The organism is Aurantimonas marianensis (genome assembly GCF_024195285.1).
GTDB lineage: Bacteria > Pseudomonadota > Alphaproteobacteria > Rhizobiales > Rhizobiaceae > Aurantimonas > Aurantimonas marianensis.
The window spans coordinates 1-1,559 of record NZ_JALHBS010000011.1 but is presented as its reverse complement, the minus strand read 5'-3'; the positions used below and the strand labels follow the sequence as shown (position 1 = coordinate 1,559).

Below are 1,559 nucleotides of genomic sequence, written 5' to 3'. Positions count from 1 at the left end.
CTCGGGCGATTTCAGCAGCGCGTCGATGCGCGCGAAATTGTCGAAGGAGGTATCGGCGCGAAACCGCACTTCCGGCATGTATTTCATCTGCTTGAGCGCCGGCGTCAGGCGGCCGCGAATGAACCGGGCGTTCTGATTGAGCGCCGCGACATACGGTTCGGTGTCGGTCTGGCCGAGCACGGTGACATAGGCCGTCGCCAGCTTGAGATCCGACGCCATGCGGACTTCCGAGACGGATATGACGGCATTTTCCAGCAGCGGATCGCGGATCTCGCCGCGCTGCAGCACCTCGGTCAGGGCGTGACGAACCTTTTCGCCGACGGACAGCGCGCGCTGCGAGGGTCCCGATTTCGATGATCTGGCCATGAATAACGCTCACATCCGATGAAAGCCCGGCGTTGCCGCCGGGCTTTTCGTCATTACAAGGAAGGTCTGTCGGAGCGGCCTCGGCCGCTCGGCGTGTCGCTACAGCGAGCGCGCGACGTGCTCGACGCGGAAACACTCGATGACGTCGCCCTGGCGGATGTCCTCGTAGTTCTGGAAAGCCATGCCGCACTCCTGCCCGGCATTGACCTCCTGAACCTCGTCCTTGAAGCGCTTGAGCGTCTTGAGCGTGCCCTCGTGAATGACGACGTCGTCGCGGATGAGCCGCACACCGGCGCCCCGCTCGACCTTGCCTTCGGTGACGCGGCAACCCGCGACCTTGCCGACCTTGGTGATGTTGAACACCTCGAGGATCTCGGCATTGCCGAGAAAGGTCTCGCGCCGCTCCGGCGAGAGCAGGCCCGACATCGCCTGTTTCACGTCATCCACGAGATCATAGATGATGTTGTAGTACCGGATTTCGGTGCTTTCGCGCTCGGACGCCTCGCGTGCCTGCTTGTTGGCGCGGACGTTGAAGCCGATGATCGCGGCATTCGAGGCGGCCGCAAGCGACACGTCCGACTCGGTGATCGCGCCAGCGCCGGAATGAATGATCCGCGCCCGCACTTCCTCGGTTCCCAGCTTGTCGAGGGCACCCATGATCGCCTCGACCGAGCCCTGGACGTCGCCCTTGATCAAGAGCGGGAACTCCTTGAGCCCCGTATCCTGCAGCTGCGACATCATCTGTTCGAGCGAACCGCGCTGGCCGGCGTTCTTGGCCACCTGCTTCTCGCGCGACACGCGCTGGCGGTATGCGGCGATCTCGCGGGCCTTGCCTTCGTTTTCGACGGCCGCGAAACGATCGCCGGCCAAAGGCGTGCCCTGCATGCCGAGCACCTCGACCGGCATCGACGGCGGCGCTTCCTTCAGCTGTTCGCCCTTGTCGTTGACCAGCGCGCGCACCCGGCCCCATTCGTCGCCCGCCACGACGATGTCGCCCACCTTCAAGGTGCCGGTCTCCACGAGAACCGTCGCCACCGGGCCACGGCCCTTGTCGAGCTGCGCCTCGATGACAGTGCCTTCGGCGGTGCGGGTGGGATCTGCCTTCAGTTCGAGAATTTCGGCCTGGAGCAGGATCGCGTCGAGCAACTTGTCGAGATTGGTGCCCTTCAGCGCCGAGACCTCGACATCGAGAA

2 protein-coding genes are annotated in these 1,559 nt (G+C 64.1%); both read right to left on the bottom strand.

The genetic code is table 11. The features are described 5' to 3' along the window. Nucleotides 1-366: 30S ribosome-binding factor RbfA (gene rbfA, locus MJ956_RS02135; protein WP_253962837.1), on the bottom strand; the 366-nt coding region annotated here is incomplete at its 3' end. A 99-nt stretch (nucleotides 367-465) separates the two neighbouring features. Continuing rightward, the coding region (infB, locus tag MJ956_RS02130; RefSeq protein WP_253962836.1) for a translation initiation factor IF-2 at nucleotides 466-1,559 on the bottom strand (1,094 nt) is incomplete at its 5' end.